General features: G+C 58.1%; 25 protein-coding genes. 16 read left to right on the top strand and 9 right to left on the bottom strand.

What is annotated here, in order from left to right:
• Nucleotides 1–364: 364 nt before the first annotated feature.
• The 5 genes from gltX to AC6IY8_RS12535 all read left to right on the top strand — a co-directional run bounded on the left by gltX (nucleotide 365) and on the right by AC6IY8_RS12535 (nucleotide 5,770).
• Entirely contained in the window at nucleotides 365–1,816 is a 1,452-nt protein-coding gene (gene gltX / locus AC6IY8_RS12555; RefSeq protein WP_497774837.1) for a glutamate--tRNA ligase, read from the top strand.
• Nucleotides 1,817–1,847: 31 nt separating this feature from the next.
• Nucleotides 1,848–3,575 carry a glutamine--tRNA ligase/YqeY domain fusion protein gene (locus AC6IY8_RS12550; RefSeq protein WP_497774835.1) on the top strand — a complete coding sequence of 576 codons (1,728 nt, stop codon included), beginning with the start codon at nucleotides 1,848–1,850 and terminating at the stop codon, nucleotides 3,573–3,575.
• A 201-nt stretch (nucleotides 3,576–3,776) separates the two neighbouring features.
• Complete coding sequence (locus AC6IY8_RS12545) at nucleotides 3,777–4,568, top strand: CPBP family intramembrane glutamic endopeptidase (RefSeq protein WP_497774834.1); 792 nt, start codon at nucleotides 3,777–3,779, stop codon at nucleotides 4,566–4,568.
• Nucleotides 4,569–4,664: 96 nt separating this feature from the next.
• Nucleotides 4,665–5,288, top strand: a complete 624-nt coding sequence (pyrE, locus tag AC6IY8_RS12540) for an orotate phosphoribosyltransferase (protein ID WP_497774833.1) — start codon at nucleotides 4,665–4,667, stop codon at nucleotides 5,286–5,288.
• An 80-nt stretch (nucleotides 5,289–5,368) separates the two neighbouring features.
• Nucleotides 5,369–5,770, top strand: coding sequence for a VOC family protein (locus AC6IY8_RS12535; protein WP_497774832.1), 402 nt, complete (start codon nucleotides 5,369–5,371; stop codon nucleotides 5,768–5,770).
• A gap of 57 nt (nucleotides 5,771–5,827) precedes the next feature.
• On the opposite strand, the gene AC6IY8_RS12530 is transcribed toward AC6IY8_RS12535, so the two are convergent.
• Complete coding sequence (locus AC6IY8_RS12530; protein ID WP_497774830.1) at nucleotides 5,828–5,956, bottom strand: hypothetical protein; 129 nt, start codon at nucleotides 5,954–5,956, stop codon at nucleotides 5,828–5,830.
• Between the two features lie 210 nt (nucleotides 5,957–6,166).
• Between AC6IY8_RS12530 and mtnA the strand changes: the two genes are divergently transcribed.
• Entirely contained in the window at nucleotides 6,167–7,219 is a 1,053-nt protein-coding gene (mtnA, locus tag AC6IY8_RS12525; RefSeq protein ID WP_497774829.1) for an S-methyl-5-thioribose-1-phosphate isomerase, read from the top strand.
• Nucleotides 7,220–7,312: 93 nt separating this feature from the next.
• Nucleotides 7,313–8,116: a sulfite exporter TauE/SafE family protein gene (locus AC6IY8_RS12520; protein ID WP_497774828.1), complete on the top strand. Its 804-nt coding sequence runs from the start codon at nucleotides 7,313–7,315 to the stop codon at nucleotides 8,114–8,116.
• A 148-nt stretch (nucleotides 8,117–8,264) separates the two neighbouring features.
• Here AC6IY8_RS12520 and AC6IY8_RS12515 read toward each other — a convergent pair whose 3' ends face one another.
• The 4 genes from AC6IY8_RS12515 to AC6IY8_RS12500 form a co-directional block, all read right to left on the bottom strand.
• On the bottom strand, nucleotides 8,265–9,257 hold the full coding sequence (locus tag AC6IY8_RS12515; protein ID WP_497774827.1) for an aldo/keto reductase: 993 nt from the start codon (nucleotides 9,255–9,257) through the stop codon (nucleotides 8,265–8,267).
• A gap of 38 nt (nucleotides 9,258–9,295) precedes the next feature.
• Complete coding sequence (locus AC6IY8_RS12510) at nucleotides 9,296–10,072, bottom strand: sugar phosphate nucleotidyltransferase (protein ID WP_497774825.1); 777 nt, start codon at nucleotides 10,070–10,072, stop codon at nucleotides 9,296–9,298.
• Nucleotides 10,069–11,166: a CgeB family protein gene (locus tag AC6IY8_RS12505; RefSeq protein ID WP_497774824.1), complete on the bottom strand. Its 1,098-nt coding sequence runs from the start codon at nucleotides 11,164–11,166 to the stop codon at nucleotides 10,069–10,071. The genes AC6IY8_RS12510 and AC6IY8_RS12505 overlap by 4 nt, the downstream gene beginning before the upstream one ends.
• 162 nt (nucleotides 11,167–11,328) lie before the next feature.
• Complete coding sequence (locus tag AC6IY8_RS12500; protein WP_497774823.1) at nucleotides 11,329–11,754, bottom strand: OsmC family protein; 426 nt, start codon at nucleotides 11,752–11,754, stop codon at nucleotides 11,329–11,331.
• A gap of 235 nt (nucleotides 11,755–11,989) precedes the next feature.
• On the opposite strand from AC6IY8_RS12500, the gene AC6IY8_RS12495 reads away from it, so the two are divergent.
• The 4 genes from AC6IY8_RS12495 (at nucleotide 11,990) to AC6IY8_RS12480 (ending at nucleotide 14,380) form a co-directional block, all read left to right on the top strand.
• Entirely contained in the window at nucleotides 11,990–12,514 is a 525-nt protein-coding gene (locus AC6IY8_RS12495) for a hypothetical protein (RefSeq protein ID WP_497774822.1), read from the top strand.
• 17 nt (nucleotides 12,515–12,531) lie between these two features.
• Nucleotides 12,532–12,816, top strand: coding sequence for a chorismate mutase (gene pheA / locus AC6IY8_RS12490; protein WP_497774821.1), 285 nt, complete (start codon nucleotides 12,532–12,534; stop codon nucleotides 12,814–12,816).
• Entirely contained in the window at nucleotides 12,813–13,697 is an 885-nt protein-coding gene (locus tag AC6IY8_RS12485) for a prephenate dehydrogenase (RefSeq protein ID WP_497774820.1), read from the top strand. The genes pheA and AC6IY8_RS12485 overlap by 4 nt, the downstream gene beginning before the upstream one ends.
• Before the next feature lie 362 nt (nucleotides 13,698–14,059).
• Nucleotides 14,060–14,380, top strand: coding sequence for a cation:proton antiporter domain-containing protein (locus AC6IY8_RS12480; RefSeq protein ID WP_497778630.1), 321 nt, complete (start codon nucleotides 14,060–14,062; stop codon nucleotides 14,378–14,380).
• A 73-nt stretch (nucleotides 14,381–14,453) separates the two neighbouring features.
• Here AC6IY8_RS12480 and AC6IY8_RS12475 read toward each other — a convergent pair whose 3' ends face one another.
• Nucleotides 14,454–14,723, bottom strand: coding sequence for a DUF2277 domain-containing protein (locus AC6IY8_RS12475; protein WP_497774819.1), 270 nt, complete (start codon nucleotides 14,721–14,723; stop codon nucleotides 14,454–14,456).
• Nucleotides 14,724–14,759: 36 nt separating this feature from the next.
• Nucleotides 14,760–15,926, bottom strand: coding sequence for a putative sensor domain DACNV-containing protein (locus AC6IY8_RS12470; protein WP_497774818.1), 1,167 nt, complete (start codon nucleotides 15,924–15,926; stop codon nucleotides 14,760–14,762).
• 571 nt (nucleotides 15,927–16,497) lie between these two features.
• On the opposite strand from AC6IY8_RS12470, the gene AC6IY8_RS12465 reads away from it, so the two are divergent.
• Together AC6IY8_RS12465 and AC6IY8_RS12460 are read left to right on the top strand one after the other, a co-directional pair.
• On the top strand, nucleotides 16,498–17,199 hold the full coding sequence (locus AC6IY8_RS12465; protein ID WP_497774817.1) for a CoA transferase subunit A: 702 nt from the start codon (nucleotides 16,498–16,500) through the stop codon (nucleotides 17,197–17,199).
• 7 nt (nucleotides 17,200–17,206) lie between these two features.
• On the top strand, nucleotides 17,207–17,902 hold the full coding sequence (locus AC6IY8_RS12460) for a 3-oxoacid CoA-transferase subunit B (RefSeq protein WP_497774816.1): 696 nt from the start codon (nucleotides 17,207–17,209) through the stop codon (nucleotides 17,900–17,902).
• A 6-nt stretch (nucleotides 17,903–17,908) separates the two neighbouring features.
• On the opposite strand, the gene AC6IY8_RS12455 is transcribed toward AC6IY8_RS12460, so the two are convergent.
• Both AC6IY8_RS12455 and AC6IY8_RS12450 read right to left on the bottom strand, forming a co-directional pair.
• On the bottom strand, nucleotides 17,909–18,121 hold the full coding sequence (locus AC6IY8_RS12455) for a hypothetical protein (RefSeq protein WP_497774815.1): 213 nt from the start codon (nucleotides 18,119–18,121) through the stop codon (nucleotides 17,909–17,911).
• 62 nt (nucleotides 18,122–18,183) lie between these two features.
• Nucleotides 18,184–18,786 (bottom strand): hypothetical protein, encoded by a 603-nt coding sequence (locus AC6IY8_RS12450; RefSeq protein WP_497774814.1) that lies wholly within the window; start codon nucleotides 18,784–18,786, stop codon nucleotides 18,184–18,186.
• Nucleotides 18,787–18,997: 211 nt separating this feature from the next.
• Here AC6IY8_RS12450 and AC6IY8_RS12445 point away from each other — a divergent pair, with 211 nt between their 5' ends.
• Genes AC6IY8_RS12445 through AC6IY8_RS12435 form a run of 3 tightly spaced genes read left to right on the top strand, consistent with a single transcriptional unit; the run spans nucleotide 18,998 to nucleotide 24,037 of the window.
• The gene (locus tag AC6IY8_RS12445; protein ID WP_497774813.1) at nucleotides 18,998–21,898 is read left to right on the top strand and encodes a PAS domain-containing protein; all 2,901 of its coding nucleotides are present in this window, start codon (nucleotides 18,998–19,000) and stop codon (nucleotides 21,896–21,898) included.
• Nucleotides 21,873–23,297 carry a RapZ C-terminal domain-containing protein gene (locus tag AC6IY8_RS12440; RefSeq protein WP_497774812.1) on the top strand — a complete coding sequence of 475 codons (1,425 nt, stop codon included), beginning with the start codon at nucleotides 21,873–21,875 and terminating at the stop codon, nucleotides 23,295–23,297. Before AC6IY8_RS12445 ends, AC6IY8_RS12440 begins: the two co-directional genes overlap by 26 nt.
• A complete protein-coding gene (locus AC6IY8_RS12435; RefSeq protein ID WP_497774811.1) occupies nucleotides 23,294–24,037 on the top strand; it encodes a nucleotidyltransferase family protein in 744 nt (247 codons plus the stop codon). Before AC6IY8_RS12440 ends, AC6IY8_RS12435 begins: the two co-directional genes overlap by 4 nt.
• The last annotated feature ends 26 nt before the right edge of the window (nucleotides 24,038–24,063 follow it).

Genomic DNA, 24,063 nt, shown 5'->3' with positions numbered 1-24,063 from the left:
CTGCTCGTGAATCCATTCACGACATTTCTGCTGGAAGTTTCCTCGCCCACACGCCACGCATCCCAATACTCGGCAACAATCTTCCGCAAAGGTGAACACATGTCCGCAACGCATGGCGATAAAGCACGACACCACCGGCTCCGCAAGTTGAAACTCGCTCGCCGCAACAAACTCCGTCTCTTCCGCTCCACTACCGCTCCTGCGCAGCCGGAAGTCATGCAGCCCCGGCAAACTCAGCCAAAAGCTGCCTGATCTACGTAGAACCCACTTCTGTCTCCTAAGGCAGAAGTGGGTTTCCTCAGCTCTGCTTGCATTTTCGGCCTAAACTCCACAGTCCCATGCCAGCGGTTTATACTCAATGTTTATGCTGAGAGTACGTTTTGCGCCCTCTCCCACGGGGTTTTTGCATGTGGGCTCCGCGCGCACCTTCATATTCAATTGGCTCTATGCTCGCCACAATGGCGGCACCATGGTCTTCCGTCTCGACGACACGGATGTCGAGCGCAACTCCGACGCCAGCGTGCAGTCCATCTTCGAGGGTCTTCGCTGGCTTGGTCTTTCCTGGGACGAAGAGTACAAGCAGTCCGAGCGCCTCGCCCTTCATCGTCAGGTTGCCGAGGCCATTTTCGCCAAAGGTCTCGCTTATCGCGATTTCACTCCCGCCCACGCCGAGGAGGGCGATAAGTCTGGCCCGCAGGGAGCGTGGCTCTTCAACCCCGGTATGCGCGACATGTCACGCGAAGAGAGCGAACGCCGCGCGCAAGCCGGTGAGCCCTTTGCTCTGCGTTTCCGCGTTCCTCGCGAACAGAACCGGGTACTGCGTTTCGTGGACTCCGTCTATGGCGAGCAAACAAAGCTTGCCGACGAGGTCGAGGACTTCGCCCTGCTGCGCAGCGATGGCATGCCGACCTATCATCTTGCCTCCTGCGCCGACGATGCCGACCTACGAATCAGCCACATCATCCGCGGTCAGGATCATCTCTCGAATACCTTCAAGCACCTTCTCATCTTTGAAGGTGCAGGTGCCGATGTCCCGCAATTCGCACATCTTCCTTTGCTGGTGGCTCCCGATGGCACCAAGCTTTCCAAGCGCCGTCACGGCCCTGTCGTCAGCGTCACGACTTATCGCGACGCCGGATTCCTGCCCGAGGCGTTCATCAATTTTCTGTGCCTGCTCGGCTGGTCGCCCAAGAACGACCGCGATTTCCTGACCCTGCCTGAACTGCAATCGCTCTTCACCCTCGAAGGCGTCAATCGCGCCAATGCCGTCGTGAACTTTACCGAGGAAGATCCGTTTGACCCCAAGGCCGTGTGGCTCAACGCCGAGCACATCCGCGCTCTTTCGGTCGATCAGCTCTCCGAGCGCATATCGCCGTTCTTGCAGGATGCGGGTATGTCCGCGGAGCCGCAAAAGCTGCAGCAGGTTACGCCGCTCATTCGTGAACGCATCAAGTTCCTGCGCGATGTCACAACCACGGCAGATTTCTTCTTCGCCACAGAGCTTGCGCCCTACGATCACAACGAACTCATCCCCCAGAAGGGCGATGCTGCCTTGGCGCGTAAGATCCTCACCGAGGCACAGGAACTGCTGGCTGCAACGCCTTTCGATCATGCCTCGCTCGAGTCAGCTCTGCGCGATGCCGCTCAGCGTCTCGGAGTGAAAGCTGGGCCCATGTTTCAGCCCATTCGTGTTGCCGTCTGCGGACGCAAGAATGCTCCTCCGCTTTTCGAAACCATGGAAGTACTTGGGCGCGAGGTTTGCCTTGAACGCATCGCACAGGCAAATGCCAAACTCGAAGCGTCTGTTGCTTTATAGCTGATCGTTTTTCGCTTTTAAGGATTGAGTCATGAACGTTACAAAACCGGAATCCAAAGCTGCTGCCAACACACCGGCCGAGTCTGCCCCTCGTCCGTCCAATTTCATCCGCGATATTTTCATCGAGGATCTTAAGACGAAAAAGTACGGCGATGCCGTCGTTCAGACGCGCTTTCCTCCGGAGCCCAACGGCTATCTTCATATCGGCCATGCTAAGGCCATTTGCCTGGATTTCGGCTTGGCCGATGAGTTCGGCGGCAAGACCAACCTGCGCTTTGACGACACCAATCCTGAAAAGGAAGAGCAGGAGTACGTCGATTCCATCCAGAAAGATGTTCGCTGGCTCGGCTTCGAGTGGGAGCGCCTCTGCTACGCCTCTGACTATTTTGACCAGCTCTATGAATGGGCGCTGCAACTGATCAAAGCTGGCAAGGCCTACGTGGACGATCTCACCGCCGAGGAGATCCGGCAACATCGCGGCACGCTCACCGAGCCCGGTAAGGATAGCCCTTACCGCAACCGCAGCGTCGAGGAGAATCTTGACCTGTTCACACGCATGCGCAACGGTGAGTTCCCCGATGGCTCGCGTGTTCTTCGCGCCAAGATCGACATGGCCTCGCCCAACCTCAACATGCGCGATCCCGTGATGTACCGCATTCTGCACGCCGAGCATCACCGTACAGGCAACAAGTGGCCCATCTACCCGATGTACGACTTTGCGCATGGCCAGTCCGACTCACTCGAGCGCGTTACGCACTCCATGTGCACCCTCGAGTTCGCCGATCACCAACCGCTCTATAAGTGGTACATCGAGCAGCTTGGAATCTTCCCCTCGCAGCAGATCGAATTCGACCGCCTCAACCTGACCTACACTCTGCTGAGCAAGCGCAAACTGCTGCAGCTCGTTCAGGAGAAGCGCGTCAGTGGATGGGACGATCCTCGCATGCCAACCATTTCCGGCATTCGACGCCGCGGCTTCACCGCCGAAGCAATTCGCACCTTCTGCGGCTCCATCGGAGCCTCGCGCACCAACGGCACCACCGACATCGAAATGCTTGAGCACTTCCAGCGTGAAGATCTGAACAAGCGTTCTCCGCGAGCTATGGCCGTGCTGCGCCCGCTCAAGGTTGTTATCGACAACTATACGGAAGGCGAAGAGTTCGTCGAAGTCGCAAACAATCCCGAGGACCCCTCGGCCGGAAATCGCCGGGTTCCGTTCTCGCGTGAAATCTACATCGAGCAGGATGACTTCCGCGAAGTTCCCCCGCCGAAGTACTATCGCCTGTCTCCGGGCAAGGAAGTTCGTTTGCGCAACGCCTACTTCATCACCGCACAGTCCGTGGTGAAGGATTCAGCAGGAAACGTCGTCGAAGTGCACTGCACCTACGACCCGGCCAGCCGTGGTGGCAACTCGCCCGACGGACGCAAGGTGAAGTCCACCATACACTGGGTCTCGGCCAAACACGCCATCGAAGCCGAAGTTCGCATTTACGACAAGCTTTTCACCAAGCCTGATCCCAGCGACCTGGCTCCCGGCGAAGACTTCACTGCCAACCTCAATCCAAACTCGCTTGAAGTCATCGCGAATGCCAAACTCGAACCGTCGCTCTCCTCGGCCAAAGTCGAAGACCGCTACCAGTTCGAGCGCATCGGCTACTTCTGTGTCGATCCCGACTCCAAGCCCGAGCATCTGGTCTTCAATCGAACCTTGCCGCTCAAAGACACTTGGGCCAAGATCGAGAAGAAAGCCGGAGCCTAACAGGGAAGAGAAGAAGAACTTTTGATGCCCCGTCCCAGCTGAGCTAGGGCGGGGCTCTTGCTTTTCTTGCAATCATCGTGCAAAGCGAAGAATCTCAACATCCTCTCCGTGAAATCCAGATCACCCGCCAACAAATCCCGCTTGTCAGCCACGCTTTTTCTCCCGCACCAGCAACTCTTGTACAATCGCAGTCGGTGATCTGTGTCCACCTCGAGCGAGCAGTTTCCTCCACAGCCCGCCCCGCGCCCCTGGCCCTTGGCTCCTGAGCCGGAGCCGGTGTTCGGAATCGCGATGGTCGCTGTTACTTTTGCGGCGACCCTGTTTGCAATCATTCTTTGCGGCGGAGTGGCTATCGCCGTTTCACATCACATTCCGTCGCTCAGCCACATCACTCCCGTCGAGCTCGCAACCAATCCACGAGTCCTTGTCCCCGCGCAGTTTGCGGCATATCTCATCGTCTTCACCGCCTTGTGGCGGCTTTTCTCGCATCATTTCGGCATCGGATTTTTCCGCGCCCTCTCCTGGCGTTGGCCACAGCGGTGGCCCGTATTTCTCGCTTCGGGCGCCGCGCTCGCGATCATCGTTTTGCTCAGCTCGCATTTCCTGCCCCGGCCTCCAGAGCTTCCCATTGACAAGATGTTGCGCACCGCGGCTGACGCCTGGTTGATGAGCATTTTCGGTGTCTTCATCGCGCCTTTTGTCGAGGAAGTCATGTTTCGTGGACTGCTATTTCCCGCGCTCGCCCGCCGCGCTGGTGCCGTTCTCGCGCTCGTTGCCACCTCCGTCCTCTTCGGAGCCATCCACGGGCAGCAACTCGCCGGCGCCTGGATCCAGGTCACCTGCATCGTTCTTGTTGGCGCCGTCCTTACCCTGGTGCGCTGGCGTTTCCGCTCGCTAGCCTCTTCCACACTTGTCCACGTCGGCTACAACGGAGCGCTTTTTGCCGCGCTGTTCATCGAGACCCACGGCTTCACCAACTTCACTCCGCACTAATTCGCAGGTTTCCACTCAACGCTCCTTTCATTGAGTGGAGTAGTTGCTTCTTCCTCCACCTTGCCGTCCTCTTCTCCCCTTGCTATGTTGAAAACCATGTCTGACGCGCGCCAGCAACTCCTGTCTCTCATTTCTCAGCAGTCCTTCCGTCTCGGCAACTTCAAGCTATCCAGTGGCGGCACCAGCGACTACTACATTGACTGCCGCACTACCACGTTGCACGCTGAGGGCGCTCGCCTCACCGGACGCGTCTTCCTCGATGAAATCGAGCGCCGCAACTGGCGTCCGCAAGCCATCGGGGGACTCACCATGGGCGCCGATCCCATCGTTGTCGCCGTCGCCATGCTCAGCGCGCAGGAAACCCATTTGCGCTCTACCGAGACGCAGCCTCCCGCAACGCACGATCTGATTCACGGCTTCCTCGTCCGCAAGTCCGAAAAAGCACACGGCACCGGACAGCGCATTGAGGGTTTCCGCGAGAAACCTGCCCGCGTCGTTATCGTCGATGACGTCTGCACCACTGGCGGATCCACGATTCAGGCCATCGAAGCCGCCCGTGAGTTTGGTTTTGAGGTCGTCGGCGTTATGTGTCTGGTGGAACGTGAGGAATCTAAAGGCCGTCCCGCTGTTGAACAGGCGGCCGCAGGTGCGCCATTCGTTTCCATCTTCACTGCTTCTGACGTGCGTGCCGAGCACCTGAAGTCAGCAGGTCTGAGCTGACAATTGCCTCCGAACTCGCGTCGGACTACGATGTTTGCGTGGCCGTAATCAGTACGCGTGGCCCGAGGTGAATCCTGGAAATGATGTTCGGCAAACTCGGTCTCATCATGGTCGTAGTGCGTGACATGGAGCGCAGTGTCGCCTTCTATCGCGATGTCCTCGGCCTTAAACTTCTCATCCATCAAAAAAACTGGAGCCAGCTTGATGCCGGCAATGTCCTCATCGGACTTCACCCCGACGGCGACGAGGTCAAGGTCAGTCCTACGACCGGCATGAGCATCGGAATCTACGTGGACGACATCGACAAAGCCGTCACCGAGATTCGCCGACGCTTCGGCAAAATCGCGGTAGGCCCGCGGCAGGAGCCCTTCGGCCGTTGGGCGCTGGTCTTCGATCCCGATGGCTACTGCATCCAGATCATCGAGATGGCGCGCAGCCTTCGCAGCCAGCACAAGCTCCCCGCCGAGCCCGTTGCCGAATAGCTCACCGCAAAGGAAAACCCTCCGCCGTGGCGGAGGGTTTTCGTATCTGTGCGGGTCTTATTGGGCGCGCTGGCTGACGTGGTGGTGGTGATGATGATGCTTCTTGTGGTGCTTCTTAGCAAACGCGGGCATGGCTGCGCTCAGCAGCAGGACACCGGCGAGTACGGCGATAATCGATTTCTTCAACTTTGCATCCTCCAACGAACGTCACTTTGGGCGTCCACTCTGTTTCTAGCACTTCGAGCGGCAACTTTCCATCCCTCTAAGGTGTCTTTAAACGGCTAAGGTTGATCACTCTGGTCCAAATGCTTTTTGCCTCATAGCACTGGCCTTTCGTTTTCAATTTCACCGCCAGCGGTTACACTAGGTTTAATTCAACTGACTGGAATTTTCCCTGTGATCGAAACCCTGAAGTGGACCGATGCCGGTGTTCTGTTCATCGATCAAACAAAGCTGCCGACCGAGGAGATCTGGGTCACCTGCAGCAACTACGAAGCTGTAGCTGACGCCATCCGCACCATGATCGTGCGTGGCGCTCCCGCCATTGGCGTTGCCGCCGCCATGGGAATCGCCTTGGGCGCGCGCGAGCTCGATGTAACCAGCATTTCGGAATTCCGTAACGGCATCGGCCAGATCTGCCGCACCATGGGCGAAACGCGTCCTACGGCCGTGAATCTCTTCTGGGCCATCCGCCGCATGCAGCGACGTTTTGAAGACATCAGCGGACGCCCCATCCCGCTTATCAAGCAGGCGCTTATTGATGAGGCCTTGTCTATCTACTCTGAAGACATTGCCACCAATCGCACCATGGGAGCTTATGGTGCTCCTTTGCTCCCCGAAGCGGGTGGCGTGCTGACCCATTGCAACGCGGGAGCCCTGGCCACTGCCGGTTACGGCACCGCCCTGGGCGTTATCCGGGCCGCCGTTGAATCCGGAAAGAACATCCATGTCTTCGCCGATGAAACTCGCCCATTCCTTCAAGGCGCGCGCCTGACCGCGTGGGAACTGATGAAGGACAACATCCCAGTCACGCTTATCTCTGACAACATGGCGGGAGCCATGATGGCGCAGGGCAAGATCCAGGCTGTTATCGTCGGAGCTGACCGCATTGCCGCCAATGGCGATACGGCCAATAAGATCGGCACCTACTCCGTTGCCATTCTCGCGAAGGAGCACAACATCCCGGTTTATATCGCTGCGCCGTTCTCGACCGTCGATCTTGATACGCCTGATGGTTCCGGAATTCCCATCGAGCAGCGTGCCTCGACCGAGGTTACGCATATCGGCGGCAAGCAGATGGCGCCTACAGGTGTTCAAGTCGAGAACCCCGCATTTGATGTCACCCCTGCGCGCTATATCAAGGCGATCATCACCGAGCGAGGTGTCGCCACTGCTCCGTTTGAGCAGTCTCTACGCGAGCTCGCGCCGACCAAAGCTGTCGTCGTGTAACGTCCATAGACATAAATCGAGAAGGGCAGCCTCGTGCCGCCCTTCTCGTTTCTGTTCACCTTGGCCCTGCGCGACTGGTAGTCTTAGGTCAGCATGCTGAGCCTCTTCCTACCGCACGTGACGCTCTCCGCACCGCATATCCTGATCGCCATGGCTGCTGCATTTCTTGCCGGCGGCATCAACTCCGTTGCCGGAGGCGGCACGCTTGTGACGTTCCCCGCACTCATTGCACTTGGCCTTCCCTCTATTGCCGCCAACGCAACAAGCACCGTCGCCATCTGGCCCGGATCGCTCGGCAGCATGTGGGGTTTTCGCCGCGAGATTCGCGACACGAATCCCCGCTTCCGCCTTCTTGCCATACCCAGCGTTATCGGAGGCCTCGTAGGAGCCTACCTCCTGCGCCGCACGCCGCCCGGAGTCTTCGATCACCTCGTCCCGTTCCTCATCCTTTTCGCCACGGTGCTCTTCACCATCCAGGCACCCATCCAGCGTCGGCTGCAAACCACACCTCATCCGGATGGCAGACGCAGCACCACGTGGATCGTCGGAGCCACGCTTGCACAACTCGCGGTTGGTGTTTACGGAGGCTATTTCGGCGCAGGCATGAGCATCATGATGCTTACTGTGCTCGCCTTCATGGGCATGGAAGACATTCTGAAGATGAGCGCCAACACCAGCTTTCTCGGCTTCTGCACCAATGGCGTCGCGTCCATTCTCTTCGCTGCCTCGCACATGGTCGTGTGGCCTTACGTGCTGGCCATGATGTTCGCCGCCCTTTTTGGAGGCTACGCAGCTGCGGGAGTTGCGCGCCGCATCGGCAAGGTGGTCGTGCGCCGCTTCGTCATCGGCGTTGGCTTCACCATCGCGATCGTCATGTTCGTCAAAATGTTCGGATGATTACGAGTACCCGCAGATAGAACGTCACTGGACGGTGAATTCGGGTGCCCCACCCTTGAACTCGCGCCTTTCGAGTTCAGGGTGGGTAGTTGTTTTTGCTCTTGTAGTTCTATCTTCTGCTCTTACACAACCGACAAAGCCTGGCTCTCTACGCCGGATTCGCCCTCACAAAATCGTTGATTCGTGAGAACTCCTCATCGCTCAGCCGGAACGTCGCTGCCGGAAGAATTCCGTCCACCTGGCCCGCCCGGCGTGCTCCGACAATTGCCGCCGTTACAGCCGGATTTCTCAGCGTCCACGCGATTGCCACCACGCCCGGTTCGACGTTGTGCGATTTTCCAACTTCGCGCAGCAACTCGACGAGTTTCAGATTGCGTGACAGCTTCGGCTCCCCGAACTGCGGAGCGCGCCGACGCCAGTCATCTTCCGGCATCGCGGCGATTCGTTCCGCTGTCATTTTGCCTGTCAGCAGTCCGCTCGCCATGGGAGAGTAATTGATCACGCCGATACTATTCTGCTTGCAGAAGGGAAGAATCTCATCCTGCACTGCAGGGTTCACCAGCGAGTAGGGAGGCTGCAAAGAAGTGATTGGTGCAATCTTCAGCGCGCGCTTAATCTGCGAAACATTGAAGTTCGAGACGCCAATGTAACGCACCTTGCCTTCTTCCTTGATGCGCGCCAGCGCCTCCCAACCTTCCTCAATCTCTGGATCAGGATCGGGCCAGTGGACTTGATACAAATCGATCACATCCGCCTTGAGCCGCCGCAGAGAGTTCTCAGCCTCTTCCCGCAGCGAATCTCTCTTCAGACTGCGATAGATCTGCCGGTTCTCGTGCCACCGCATCGAGCATTTCGTAAAAACGTACGGCTTGTGTGATGTTTGCGCCAGCGCCTTGGCAACAATCTCTTCCGAATGCCCCAGCCCATAGATTGCAGCGGTGTCGATCCAGTTGAGTCCGCCATCGAGCGCGCGCAGAATGGCCTCGACCGACTCGCGATCGTCTTGCGGTCCCCAGCCAAAGTCCCAGTTTCCGCCGCCAATCGCCCACGCGCCAAAGCCGATGGGAGTAAGTTTTAGGTCTGAATTGCCGAGTTGACGTGTTTCGAAAGTAGTGCGGTCTTTCTCTGTCGTTGTGGACATAGTTCCTAGATGCGAGCGACAATTCCTCCGTCGCAGAACTATGCGGCACTCAGCTTCTGCTCGCTCGCATGCACCGCTGCTTGGCGGTTCCGCGCTCGCAAAAAATCCTGTGCCTTATGGTAGCCCTCCATCGTACCCACGTCCATGTAGTGCTCGCCATTTGTCACAGCGTGAACCGAGTTTCCTGCCGCGATGTATGCGTTGAGCAAATGTCCAAGATACTCATCCTCGCGATGCCGCGCCTCCCATAGCAAACGCAATTCGTGGAATGTGCGTCCCAGTGCCGTGACTGCTCCCCACACCCAATTCGTACCGGGATTCGGCTGCTTCACCACGACTTGCTCCACTCGCCCCATTTCATCGCAAAGCACTGCATCGAACACGCTGGGATTTTCTACCGGAAACAGCACGAGACTCACATCCGGACCCTGCTCCACCGATGCGCGAAACGCGTTCTCCGGAAACCAGATCGTATCCGGCAATCCAATCAGCACCGGTTCCTCGGCGCGCACAAACGGCTCAGCCCGAAACAGCGCATCGCACAGCCCTTTCGGGTGCTGCTGCACGACGTAGAAGATCTCTGCTGCATAGTCGCGCTCTGCGTAGTACCGGACAATGTCGCTCTTTTCCGCCGAAATCACCATGCAGATCTGCGTCGCGCCTGCGGCGATCATGCGTTCCACCAGGTATTCCGACACGGCCTTTGGCCGTTCCACTCCCGCTATCTCGCGCGAACCTACAGGCAAGAGTTCCTTACTGCATCCGAGCGGCTGAATGCGCGATCCTGCGCCTGCTGCGGGAATTATGCCAATCATGCGGCCTCCATCTCTGGCTTGCTTGGGTTAGGTGAGCGTGCAGCCTCAAACGCCGCCAGCATCGTGCGTGCGCGTTCGACGCCCGTGTGCTCGTCGAGCGTTCGCTGGCGCGCTCTCTGTGCCATCTTCAACAGTTCACGATCGGGCAGCTCGAGCGCTCCCATCACGTCATTTGCATCGTTCACAATCAACAGTTCCTCACCCGGTTCGAAGAAGAAATCGAGTCCGCGGAACCAGTCGCTCACAATCGGCGCTCCGCAAGCCGCAGCCTCAAAGAATCTTCCAGAAGGGCAATATCCCGAGGCCGCCATTGCCTCACGCGTTAAATTCAGCGTAAGCCGCGAAGAACAGTACAGCGCCGGATGATCTGCAACCGTGAGGTGCTCTTCGCGCCTGACATTCTGCGGCCACTGCCACTCTGGCGGATACATCGAGCCCGCCAGCAGGAATGACAACCCTGTTCGCTGCCGCGCCGGCCCCAGGAACAATGTGTCGAGCTTCGCCTGTCGATCGGCAGCATACGTTCCCATATAACTGAGTGCGCAGCGCAGGTCATTGCGCGGCTCTATCGGAAGGTACACATCCGGATCGACGCAGCCGAACAACGGCCGCGCGAGCTTCACCTCGAAGTCTCCGACAAGCGATTCCAGCGCCTTCCCGCCGGTCCACGAGAGCACCAGGTCAAACTCCGACAGCTGTTCCGCCCTGAGATAGTCGAGATCGCCCTCTGCGAGCCGCTGCAAGGTGATGGGAGTATCCAAATCGTAGAAAACGCAAAGCGGCCCATCCATCACGAGCAATTCGTCAGCAATGCGATCGCCCTCGGGAACATAGCTGGCGGTCATCACCACGTCGGACTCTGCCGCGTCCTGCAGTGCCTCGCAGCGGATCTCATCCCACGATGAATAGAGCTTCAGGTCGCAGTAGCTGCACGCACTGAAGTCTCGATGCCTGGCATAGTAAGGAACGTCGCGCTCATAAAAAGTGACATCATGCCCCAGGCGATCCAGAGCGCGTAGGATTGCACGATACGGAGTGGCGTGACCGTTGCCCCACGAAGACGACAAGGTCAGGCCGAAGACTGTGATCTTCAAAAAGCACCATCCGGTTCCGCACTCGCGATTCGCGGACCCATAAACCGATTCTGCTCAGGTTTGGATGAAGGTCACGCCCCAGATGTTTGCTGATATTCCTACAGAGCTCTCCAATAACAAAGGACTCGGCGGGCGCCGAGTCCCTCAATCGAGAATTGGAAACTATACCAGTTTGGCGTCCATCGTGATCTCCGCGCCTTTCAGCACGCGAGAAACCGGGCACCCCGCCTTTGCATCCGCCGCCGCCTTCTGGAACTTGGCTTCGTCGGCATTCGGAATCTTGGCACGCAGGTCGAGATGAATCTTCGTGATGGTGAACCCCGCGTCGGTCTTTTCCAGCGTCAGTGCGGCTGTGGTGTCGATGGCCTCCGCTTTCAGCCCTACTCCGTCGAGTTGTGCGGAGAGCGCCATTGAGAAACATCCTGCGTGCGCGGCTGCAATGAGTTCTTCGGGATTGGTGCCGGCGCCGTTTTCAAAACGCGTGCTGAACGAATATTGCGTTTGAGATAAAACTCCGCTGTCCGTTGTCAGAGTTCCGCGTCCATCTTTAAGTCCGCCCTGCCAATGGGCTTTTGCCGATCTTTGCATTGCTATCTCCTGGAGTACGCGCTCAAAAGCGCGACTCAACATGCTACATCCGATTGTGCTTTCGTGGGACGGTGACCGTAGGAAAGCCTCCGGTAAAAGGCAGAGATTTCGCGCGCGCGGTGAATGAAAAGCGAATTCGCGTGATGGAATCAGCGGGTTCTTGCCGACTAGTGCGTATCTCGCCAGCAAAACTGGGCAACTCTGGCGCGGTGAATTTATACTTTGAGCAGCTATTATGACCTACGACAGACGACTGTTATGCTGCGCCCTTGTATTCATGCTGTGCCTCGTGAGCTCGTGCAAGCGCCAGAGCGAGAAGAACTTCAAGCCAAGCAAGCTGGCTGGCAATCTCTATAGCGGACAAAGTCTGCAGACTGCCGAACGCAAGCTCGATATGATGGGCGGCAACTTCGATATTCTTCTTGATCGCGCGCCGCTGCCCAGCGATTCGCGGCCGCCATACCGGTTGCTGGTCATCTCGAAAAAGAACGCGAGCATCGATGGGCAATCTGGGGAACTGGTGCTGACGTTCTTTAACGATCGGCTCATGACCTCGCAGTTTTTCCCTGTTGATGTTGCTGCCGCGCGCTCCGCAGTCGAAGCCGGCCAGAAACTGTCCCTTGCCGACGGCGAAGCACACCTTGATCCTTCGACCCGCGTGTGGGTTGGCAAAGACGAAAACGGGCGCAAATACATAGGCTGGATCGACAAGACACTTCAGGCCGAGCAGGACGCCTGGGTGAAGCAGTACGGACAATAGCGACGAACGGGAGCGACATGACGCCGACCGACCTGAATCAACTGCGCAGTGAAATCGACTCAATCGACGAAAAGTTGGTGGAGCTCTTCAATCAGCGTGCTCGTTGCGTGCTGGAAATCGGCCGTTACAAGCAGCAAAAACACCTCTCGGTGTACGAACCCAAGCGCGAAGCCGTCGTCATGGCTAATGTAGCCCGGTGCAACAACGGTCCCATGCCTGACGAAGAACTTGCGACCATCTACACGGCCATCCTTGCCGCCATGCGCCGGCTGCAATCGCCTGACGTGCTGGAGCGTCCGTGACCTCTACCGCCCCCGGCCTCAACCGTGTCACCATCATAGGCCTCGGGCTGATGGGTGGCTCATTGGGGCTCGCCTTGCGTCACGCTGGACTGGCGCAGCACATCGTCGGTTGTGGACGCGAAGCGCTGCAGTCGCGTGCGGTTGAGCTGGGCGCCATTGATTCCGGTGCGACCGACGCGTGCGAAGCGGTCGCAGAGAGCGATTTCATCTTCCTCTGCACCCCGGTCGAGACCAGCATAAAGCTGCTGCAACAGATCGCGCCCAGGCTTAAGCCCGGAGCGCTGGTCACCGACGTCGGAAGCACGAAAGCAGCGTTTGCCGCAGCCGCACATTGGATTTTCGGTGCCGACGCGAGCGCGCGAGTTCTCCCGGGACACCCGCTGGCAGGCCGCGAAGTCTCCGGACTGGACCATGCTGAAGCCAATCTCTACTCGGGTTGTGTTTGGGTGTTGACTCCGGTGGATGCTACCCTGCCGGCTCTCGAAATCCCGTCGCACTTGCGGCTGCGCACGGTGCTTGAAGCGCTTGGGGCGCGTGTTGTCTTCAACACTCCCGGAGAGCACGACCGCACGCTTGCCTACACCAGCCATCTTCCGCAGATGCTTTCGACGGCGTTGTCACTCACTCTTGAGGTTGCGTTCCGCTCGCCTTCCAATCCTTCGCTGCAAATCCATGCAGGCGGATTGCGCAGCATGTTACGCCTGGCCGAGAGCGATCCAGCCATGTGGGAGCAAATCGCTGCCAGCAACCGGGAGAACATCAGTGTGGCGCTCGAAGCGATGGAAGCCGAGTTGAGGCGTATTCGCCACGCGTTAGGCGATGCGGAATTTCGCAGCAGCTTCGAGTCTGCAAGGGAATTTTCGAAGTTTCTCAAGAAGTAATCAGAGTCGTGGAGGTAGCCGCAGCTGCATGCGTGAAGTGGCCATCTATGATCCACGCAGGGTGCCCAAGCACTGGATGGAATTGCTGGGCGACGCCCAATACGCGGTCTTCATTCTCGACGTCCATACATCCGTCGTTCTCGATGCAACTGGAGCTCCCCTCGCCCCGCAGCGGGCGGAGTGCTGCTATATCTTCGACAACCTCGCCGAAGCAAAACAGTTTTCGACTGAGCTGGTCGAGCGCGTCGATCACGCCAGATGCGAGATCTATGACCGCCGCGGCATGTCGGTCGAGCCACTCTATGGCATTGCCAACCCTCTAAGCACCACGCTTTTGCTTCCGGTCTTCTTCGCACACGGGCCTGCGCACCAGGTTCGGACTCGTGCGGGGAGCAGGCATGTGGCTGGCGCTTGCCGCGGTTCTTGCCGTGGCCGTAGCCGGAAAACTCGACAGCAGCATGATTGTTGCGCGATCCAACGGACTTAGTTGGCGCGAATCGACCGGGCTCGGTGTTCTGCTAAACACGAGAGGGCTGGTTGAGCTGGTGGTACTCAATGTCGGCTACGATCTCGGGGTCATCTCCAAAGAGATGTTTGCGCTCATGGTGATCATGGCGCTGGTCACCACCTTCATGACGACACCCCTGCTGAGCTGGATCGGCGTGCGCTCCCAGCGCACCTGAGATTCGGAAACGGGTCCATCAGGCTCGCATCAGCTGCATTCGCGATGCGAGGCGTGGCCACTGCTGATTCTTCTTATGTCTGGAATCTTGCCGCGCTCCGTGCCTTTGCCTTCGCCGCCTCTTCTTCGCGGTTCTTGGGTGAGGCTGTAGTTTCTAGTGAGCGCAGCAGGCGTGCGGAAGCCTCCGCCACCTCGTCCACTGCGCGTTGAAACGCTTCCTCATTTGCCTTCGAAGGCTTATTGAAACCGCTGATCTTCCGCACAAACTGCAGTGACGCGGCGTGTATCTCCTCCGGCGTGGCCGGAGGATCGAAGTTAAAGAGTCCCCTTATGTTTCGGCACATTGTTGCAAACTCCGTAGCGGTGTCCGCGCTAGCCTTTCATCGCAATAGCGCCTCGATGCGGCGGGCGTGCACCATGTCTTCGCACGGCGACCACGCGAAGATCGTAAAGCGCCCATCCTGTGATGCAACCAGTGCCATCGAGTCAGGTTGATCCTGCGCAAATTGCGCAGCCGAGAGATGTCGCGTTCCTCCGAGTTGCGCAGGGTGCACGATTTCAGGTGCCGAGCCTGCGACAGGTTCGGTCACGACAACCTGTTCTACCCGGGTCCCTCCCGGGCGGCGTCCGATCTTTGCGCCAAAAGCGATCAGTTGATAGTTGTCGCTCATGACTGTTGCGCCGTCCACCGCGGTCAGTCCGGCTACAGCGTCCACGGTTCTACGCAGCGAATTCTTCCATGCCGCATCAGGTGCGGCGGGTCCGGTTGCAAGCAGTTCGGGAAGTCCGAGGAATGGCGGCGACACGCCGTATTGGATAGGCGGCACAATCGATTCGCTCCAACTCGTGCTTTCGCCCGGCACAATCAGCAGGGAACCACCGCGCCCATGCAGGCGCATTGAGATTGCAAGCTGCAACAGCACATTCAGGTCGTCCGCTGGGGTCGTTTCCGTCCCAAAGCCGAGCATGTTGCGCACCATTGGCAGGCACTCGGGAAGATTCATCGAGTCTTCGCTCAGCACCTTGATCAGGTCGCCCTCAAGCACGGCCACGTTGGCAAATTTGCCCGTGTCCTCGCCGCGGCTCTCCTTGATCACCAGCAACCCCGGCGATGTGACTTCAACGACGAAGCAGTGCTTCGGGATGCGCGTTGCTGTGCCCCATACCTGCAGCTCTCCATCTCGGCGCCACACTCCAAGATGTACCCCAGGACGCTCCACCGCCGGAGCCAGCCGTGCGAGAGCGTCAGGCGCGAAGGGAAGTGGCTGCGCGAAGCGCAATGGTACCCGCGCCGAATCGGGATCGAGAAATGCCGCGGAGATCGTAGGAACATAGCTTTCTTCGCGACGCAGGCTCGCCCAGAACGTGGCGTCGATCATGGCTTCGATGTCGGCCAGTTCGGGCCGATGTGGCGAGTCGGCACGCCCGTTGTTGTTGTTCGCGAGCCCGCGCATGAAACGTGGGTAAATGAGCTCGGAAACCCTTCGGGCCACCGGATATGCTGGCCAGTCTCTCACCTTCTGTTCTCGATTCGTTCGGTCATCCATTGATCCTACAACGTTGCCAGGCACCATACATTGGTACAGATTGCACTCACGACTCGTGCGACTCAACTCTGGAAACGCGACTAGGGTTTCCGAGACAAGGATTGAGTGGTATCGCTCATTGTGGAGGTGAGCTGGAGCGCCTATTTTCATAGGTATGGCTACCATCCTCCCCTTCCGAATGAAGTCTCAACTTAAATCCGACCTGAAATCCGGTTGCAGCCGCTCCGGGTGTAGCAGTCGTGAACTGAAGTGCCCTGGTTGCGATTTCGTTGCGTGCTCGCGCGAAGAACTCAACGACCACATGGTTGAGTTTCATACGGTGGACGAGTAGCTACGTTCCCAAATCTGGGCTCTTCTGCACCTCCGCTCGTTTAGCGCTAGCCGTCCAACGCTGTCCACTCTATCCGCTCTTTGTTTTCTTGTTTCTCCCGGATAACTTCGAAGACAACTCTGCATCTAAATGGCTGTTGCGCGGCGGCCTTGTGGGGAGGCCCGCATCCACTCGTGTGAATCAAGCGCGACGAGGCAGGCAACTCCAGCCTGCTGAAACTCAGGGGAAAAGCGAGACAACATGAATAAAGTGTTTGCGAACGCCGAGGAAGCGATCTTCGATATTCCTGATGGCGCCACGCTCATGGTCGGCGGCTTCGGCCTATGCGGAATTCCAGAGAATCTGATTGCAGCGCTCGAGAAGAAAGGCGTGCGCAATCTGGATACGATCAGCAACAACATGGGCGTCGATGACTTCGGCCTTGGACTGCTATTGCGCAAAGGGCAGATACGCAGCCACAAGGGCAGCTACGTTGGCGAGAACAAGCTCTTCGAGGAAATGGTTCTTAGCGGCAAGCTGCAACTTGAACTGATTCCACAGGGCACTTTAGCCGAGCGTATTCGCGCCGGGGGTGCCGGGATTCCTGCATTCTTTACACCCACCGGCGTAGGAACAATCGTTGCCGAAGGCAAGGAGACGCGCGAGTTCGATGGACGCACTTACGTCATGGAGCGCGCCCTGAAAGCCGACTTCTCGCTCGTGAAAGCGTGGAAGGGCGACAAGTGGGGCAATCTCGTCTATCGCAAGACGGCGCAGAACTTCAATCCCATGATCGCCACCGCTGGCCGCGTCACCATCGCCGAGGTCGAGGAACTCGTAGAGCCCGGAGAAATTCCGCCCGATCAGATTCACACGCCGAGCATTTATGTGCATCGCATCTTCCAGGCGGTGGGCGAAGAGAAGCGGATCGAGCGCCGCAAGGTGCGCAAGCATGCAGCTTAAGAGGGAAATGATGAACAAGACTCCGGAAGCAAAAATCGACATTCGTGAATATATCGTGCGGCGCATCGCACGCGAGCTGAAGGACGGCTACTACGTAAACCTCGGCATCGGCATGCCTACCTTGATCGCCAACCATGTTCCCAAGGGGATCAGGGTGATTCTGCAGAGTGAGAATGGCATGCTCGGCGTCGGCCCGTATCCGCTAGAAGGCCACGAGGACCCCGACCTCATCAACGCTGGCAAGGAAACCGTCACCGAACTTCCCGGAACTGCGTTCTTCTCTTCTGTCGAGTCGTTTGCAATGATTCGTGGCGGCCACGTCGATCTTTCCGTGTTGGGCGCCATGGAAGTCGATGCCGAGGGCAATCTGGCCAACTGGATGATTCCAGGCAAGATGGTGAAGGGCATGGGCGGAGCCATGGATCTCGTTGCTGCCGCGCGCCGTGTCATCGTCGCCATGGAGCACACCAACAAGCACGGGCACCCGAAAATACTGAACCATTGCAGGCTGCCTATTACCGGACTCAAAGTGGTGGACACAATTGTGACCGAGATGGGCTTCATCCGCGTGCGTCGCGAAGGTCTAGTGCTGGAGGAGATTGCGCCTGGAGTAACAGTCGAGCAGGTGCAGGCCGCCACCGAGCCCAAGCTGATCATCAGCCCGAACCTGTTGGAGATGGATGTACTGGAGCCGGCCGCCTGACCAGCGTTAACCGAGCATTTGCCTGAGCAGGAAGTGCACGATGAGGTAGCCTACCCCGGCCAGCGCCAGCAGAATGGCGATGATCAGTCCGGCGTAGAAGCCTTCCTGCCCGGGCGCAGGTGGTGTAACCCCGAGGTATAGAGCGAAGAAGCTATAGACCGCCTTCTGGAAGAAGTTGCGCTCGGGTTCCCGCGGAGCCATTGTCTTACCCTCTTGCATGGTGATCCTCATCATAGCCGTCGGTCCGCGAATGCGGAAGTGCGCTGGGCAGCCATACGCATTTATGCGCCAGCCGTTCTTCTCGCCATCCGTTTCAGAAGCCAACCGCATGTCATTCCCATCAATATGTAACCGATAAGTTCGGTGATGATGGCCGCGGCTGTGAATTTGGCCGGGAATCCATACCAGTTCCAGTAGGAAACGTTGGTGGCCGTAGCGGCGCAAACGCCCGCGGCGAATCCGACATAAATGCCTGAGGCGATCGTGTGCGAGGCGAGCAGGGCAAGGATCATAGCCAACGCCAGTCCTTGGACGAGATTGTTGAGCAGCTCTGCCATTAACTGTCCAGGTGTCATCATGCTGCCGCCGACAGGCTTGTACACGAGCATCCCGGCGGGGCCGGAGGAGTAACGCTGAAGATAGGTATTCATCGCGGCCTGGCGTTGAGCGCGCGGCGCGTCGAAGGGAACTCCCAGGCTGGGGTAGAGATACAGTCCTTCGGCTGGCACGTTTGCACGCAGGCTATCCATCACAGCCTGGTCTGCGGGAATCTGGCTAATTCCGGCTGCTCCGAGTGGTGTGGCCATATGGGCGATGCTGAGCCAAAGAAACAGGACAATGCCGCCGAGAACCCCTGCGAGAACCACGCGAAGTTTAATCATCATGAACTCTCTTTCGACCGGCAAGAGTAGCGGAAATTACCAGCGAACACCAGCGGATTTGAATCGGAATGGTGAAATGTTCACGACTGTTCAAACCTGTTCTGCCCGTTCAGAGCGGACTTTACATTAAGGCGGCGGTTCTGGATACTTGCTGCAATGCTTGATCTGTTTCCTGGGCGACTTTCTGTGCAGGAAACGGCGATGGAGAACGACGGTGCCCAACCGAATCGTCAGCTCGGGTGAGATGGCGGAACTTACGCGGAGATTTGCGTGGGAAAACACGCCCCTGGGTCCGATCTCGCAATGGCCCGGCGAGCTGGTCGCCACGGTCAATCTGCTGCTCGCCTCGAAGTTCCCCATGTTTCTCTGGTGGGGCCCCGAACTTATCCAGTTCTACAACGATGGATCGCGCACCATCCTCGGATCCGGCAAGCATCCCCATGCCTTAGGCCAGGCTGGAAGAGAGTGCTGGAAAGAAGTTTGGCCCATTGTCGGTGCTGAGGTAGAGCAGGTACTCCGGACAGGCGAGGCCGTCTGGAACGTCAATAAGCTGGTCCCCATCTTTCGCAACGGAAAGATGGAGGAAGTGTTCTGGGTATATTCCTATAGTCCTGTCCGCAACTCCGAAGGCTGCGCACGCGGGGTTCTGGTCACCTGCCATGAGACGACCGAGCAGGTATTGAACGACCGCCGACTCCGAACCCTGCTTACTATCGAGCAGGAAGATGTCACCGCAGAGACGACGGACGAGGTCGCCATTCAGCTCCTGCGAACGCTCGACACCAATCGAGGAGACATCCCTTTTGCGGTTCTGTATCGCCTCGACGATTGGATTCCGCGCGTAGTGGCGCAGACTGGACTGTCAGCCGACGCGCAGCTTTTGGCCGAGCGGTTGCCCGTAGTGGAAGCAGCGCTTACTGGCCGACCCCGCCGCGTCGATGATCTCAGCTCTCGCGTTGGCCCTATCTTCGACGAGCAATGGCCCGAAGAGATTCAAACCGCTTATCTCGAGCCGGTTGACGGCGACGTAGAGGCCCGTTATGTGTTGCTGCTTGGCGCCAATCCGCGTCTGGTCTTCGATGCCAAGTACGCACTGTTTTTCCAACTCGTAGCGAACAGAATGAGCGGCCTGCTTTCGAGTGAGGCTCATCTCGAGCAGCGCAATACCGCACAGGCTCAGAGCATGGAGTTGTTCGCGACCGTTGATCAGCAGCGCGAGCTCTTAGCCAGTATTGTGGAGAACGCTCCTGCGGGCATCGCCGTCTTCGACAGTGAGCTGCGCGTGAAATGGTGCAATCCCTACTTCGTCCATTTCTTTGATGAGGAATGGGCTGGCGAGAGCCTCATCGGACGCAAGCTGTCTGACATCGCCCCGAATGTTTCCGAGGTGCTCCATATCTTGGAGCGTGTGCGCGATACGCATGAGCCCTTTGTCAGCACCGAATACGAACACGCTGGCTTCACGCGCGGATCTACCTACTGGCGTTGGTCTGTAACAAGATTGGCGAATGGCGATCTTCTCAATGTGTCATCTGAAGTGACCGAGCAGGTAGCCGCACGTCGCAAGTTAGAGGTCGTCGGCGAACGCCTGCATCTGGCCCAGAAGGCGGCCCACCTCGGAATGTTCCACTGGGATCTGACAAATGGAACCATCGAGTGGTCGCCTGAGTTTTGCGACGCCGTTGGCTTCGATTGCTCGCAAGAGCCCGATTGGCGGTATTACGTTTCGCAGGTGCATCCGCACGACCGCGAGCGGCTCGATCACGAGTTGCGCGCCACTGTCGCACAACCTGGCGAATTGCTGAAGGTTCACGATCACCGCTTGGTCGATGCGCAGGGAGGCGAACGCTGGGTTGCTCTGACCGGGCACATCCACCGCAATGTTTCTGGCTCTGTCGAACGCATTGTGGGAAGCGTTGTGGACATCACCGAACGCAAGCGCGCGGAAAAAGAGTTGAAGGCGAGCCGCAAGGAAGCCCAGCAGCAGTGGGCCGAACTCGAGGCCATCTATCGCACCGCGCCCATCGGACTCGCTCTGTTCGATCCCGTTGAGTTTCGATATCTCCGGTTAAACAGCCGTCAAGCTGAAATCGTAGGACTCCCCCCGGAGGAGATCCTCGGCAAGACGCTCACCGAAATCGCGCCCATCGAGGGACTGCGCGAGATGTTCGAGCAGGTAGCGCGCGGCAAGCCGATCAGCAACGCTCTGCTCGAAGGCGAGTTGCCCATGAGCCCCGGCGAGCATCGCTATTGGACGGTGAATTACTATCCCGTTTATGACGCCGACGGCACAATTCAGGCAATTTCAGCGGCTTCTCTCGAGATCACTGCGCAGAAGCGTGCCGAGTTAGCGCTGATCCAAAGCGAAAAGATTGCCGCCGTCGGACGGCTTGCTAGCTCCATCTCGCACGAGATCAACAATCCTCTGGAGGCAGTGACCAATCTCCTCTACCTCCTTCGCGAAGAAAATCTTTCGTGCGAAGGTCAGCAGTATCTTGAGGCCGCCGAGCGCGAACTGGCGCGGGTTTCGCAGATCGTGACCCATACGCTTCGCTTCCATCGCCAATCGACCAAGGCCACTGAGACGAACGCGGCGGAGATGATCGATCCGATTCTCGCCCTGCATATGAGCCGATTGAGCAGTTCGGGCATCAAGGTCGAGAAGGATTATCGAACGGATCAGCGGGTCATGTGTTTCGATGGCGAAATTCGTCAGGTGGTCAACAATCTCATAGGAAATTCCGTCGATGCCTTGTGGCGCGGAGGCCGCTTGCTCTTGCGCAGCCAGATCGCGACCGACTGGCTCGATGGGCGCAAGACCCTGCGTCTCACGATCGCCGACACCGGCGAGGGCATGAACGAGTTGACCAAGAAACGTCTGTTCGAGGCCTTCTTCACAACCAAAGGCATCAAGGGAACAGGGCTTGGCCTTTGGATTTCCGCGGAGATTGCGCGCAAGCACGGCGGGCGATTGCGTTTCCGCAGCAGCCGCAAAGAGGGTTCGAGCGGCACGGTGTTCCAACTGTTTCTGCCGTTACAATCTGCTAACGTTGAAGTGCAGCAGCAGACGGTCAGGAATAATCAAATCGATGGACGTTCTCAGAAAGCTCTTTGAGCAGCATTTTCACTCCTCCGCCACCGAAGTCAAGGCCGTACAGGGCGAGCTTGGCGGATCGGGCCGCAAGATCCTCCGCCTTTCCAATGACAACTGCAAAGCGATCGGTGTCATTCACGATGTGCGTGAGGAGAACGTCGCGTTTCTTGAGTTTTCTCGTCACTTTCGCAGACATGGACTTCCAGTTCCTGAGATTTATGCCGATGACCTCAGCCAAGGCGCATATCTCGAAGAGGACCTCGGAGACACAACGCTCTATCAGTTTCTCTCCAGCCATCGTGCCGGAGCCGAGATCGCACCGCAGGTGGTCGAAGCTTATCGCAAGGTAGTCGAGGTGCTGCCTCGTTTCCAGGTCGAGGCGGGACAAGACCTGAACTACAAAGTCTGCTATCCGCGCGCGCATTTCGACCGTCAATCGATTGCGTGGGACCTCAACTACTTCAAGTACTACTTCCTCCGGCTCGCGGGCATCGCTTTCAACGAGCAAGCGCTCGAAGAGGATTTCAGCCGCCTCACGAAATTCTTGCTGAGCGCCGATCACAACTATTTCCTGTACCGCGATTTCCAATCACGCAACATCATGCTGCTCGACGGCGAGCCCTGGTTCGTCGATTACCAGGGCGGACGCCGCGGCGCCCTGCAATATGACATCGCCTCATTGCTGTTTGATGGCAAGGCCGACCTGCCGCCCGAACTGCGCGCACAACTGCTCGAACATTACCTCGACGCGATCTCCCGCTTCATTAGCGTAGATCGCGAGCAGTTCATGAACTATTACTACGCCTACGTTTACATCCGAATCATGCAGGCTCTGGGGGCCTACGGTTTCCGCGGATTCTACGAGCGCAAGTCGCACTTTCTGCAATCGGTGCCCTATGCGCTGAGAAACCTGCGATGGCTGCTGCACAACGTCACGCTACCTATCGCGCTGCCCACGCTCATGGAGGCCTTCACCGGCATGGTCGGTTCGGAAAAGCTGCAAGGCATCGTTGCCGAGCCGCCAAAACTCACGGTGCTCGTCTCAAGCTTTTCCTTTCATCGCGGGCCGCTATCGGATGAAAGCGGAAACGGCGGAGGCTTCGTCTTCGATGCGCGCAGTCTGCCCAATCCCGGCCGGGAAGAGCGCTTCAAGAAGCTTTCCGGTCAGGACGCCCCTGTCATCGACTACCTCAACCAGCAGGAGAGTGTGCACCAGTTCCTCGCCTCTGTCATGTCGCTAGTGGATGCCAGTGTCAGCAACTACACCAGCCGCGGATTCCGCCACCTAATGGTGTCCTTCGGCTGCACCGGCGGACAGCATCGCTCGGTGTTTCTTGCCGAGCAGGTCGCAAAGCGCCTCCGAGCGCGTGGAGTAAACGTTGTAGTGCAGCATCGCGAGCAGGAGAGGTGGGTGCGATGAGGGCTATGGTCTTCGCTGCCGGACTCGGCACCCGCTTGCGTCCCCTGACCGATACACGTCCCAAGGCGTTGGTCGAACTCGACGGTCGCACCCTGCTCGAGATCACGCTTTCCCGCCTGCGAGGTTTTGGCATTCACGAAGTCATCATCAACGTGCATCATTTTGCCGACATGGTCATCGACTATCTACATGCGCACCGTAATTTCGGCATGCACATCGAGATCTCTCATGAAGATGTTCTCCTCGACACCGGAGGCGGACTACAAAAAGCCGCGCATTTTTTTGAGCACGAGACCGAGCCATTCATCGTCCACAACGTGGATGTGCTCAGCAACATCGATCTCGGAGCCATGGTGAGGTCTCATCATCAGCAGCAGGCGCTTGTAACTCTCGCCGTGCAGCATCGCCAGAGTTCGCGCCAGCTGCTCTTCGACCATAAAGGCGTTCTCTGCGGGCGCGTGCTCGATGGGCGACCACATTTAGCGAGAGTCTCAGCAGAGTTCCAGCCTTTCGGATTCACCGGAATTCACGTCATCTCGCCAGGGTTCTTCCGGCGCAGCGGCGGTGCCATGAAGAGTGACCGCCCTTTCCCCATTATTCCCGTGTACCTTCGGATAGCCGACGAGGGAGGCAGGGTTGTTGCCTTCGACGCCAGCAACTTCTACTGGCGCGACCTGGGCACTGCGACTAGTCTCGAACAGGCAGCTCAGGACCTTCAGGTCGGCCTGGTGACCGGGTAGCTCTGTTGGGCGGGTCTGCCTCCAGA

This window comes from Koromonas soli (genome assembly GCF_059726265.1).
This window is presented reverse-complemented; position numbering and strand designations above follow the sequence as displayed.